This is a genomic window from Aminobacter sp. P4_D5 (assembly GCF_056401815.1).
Genome location: NZ_JBFUIP010001205.1, coordinates 1 through 559 on the forward strand (window position 1 = coordinate 1; position 559 = coordinate 559).

The 559-nt window shown below is 70.8% G+C and carries 1 protein-coding gene; it reads left to right on the forward strand.

What is annotated here, in order from left to right; genetic code table 11:
- Window positions 1–185: 185 nt before the first annotated feature.
- On the forward strand, window positions 186–559 hold a 374-nt coding region (locus tag AC1DWF_RS37505), incomplete at its 3' end, for a Ppx/GppA phosphatase family protein (protein ID WP_476843487.1).

Genomic DNA, 559 nt, shown 5'->3' on the forward strand with positions numbered 1-559 from the left:
GAGCTGGAACCTGGAGCCCGACGGCACCTGGCGCCGCCAGACGCCGGATTCCCGCGCCTTCTCGGCGCATGAGTACTTCATGACCAACCCGTCGCTCTCGGGCCGCGGCTCCGCGCTCAACCCGCCCGCGCAGCGCGCCCCGAAGCGCCACAAGGCCGACCGGCTGCAACAGGACTGAGTCACGCATGGATTTCACCAGGCCAGAAAAGCCGCGCTTCGGCGTGGTGGACCTCGGCTCCAACTCGGTCCGCCTCGTGGTCTATGAGGGGCTGTTGCGCAACCCGCACGCCATCTTCAACGAGAAGGCCGTGCTCGGCCTCGGCCGCGGGCTGCACACGACAGGAAGGCTGAACGAGGAGGCCTCCGCGCAGACGCTGACCGTCCTCGGCCGCTACCACGCGCTGGCGCAGGGCATGGGCGCGGATCCCGTGGAGGTGCTGGCGACGGCGGCCGTGCGCGACGCGACCAACGGCCAGGACTTCATGGACGGGCTCGTCTCGGTGATGCCGGGCGCGCGCATCTCCGTGCTCTCCGGCGACGAGGAGGCGCGGCTCTCCGC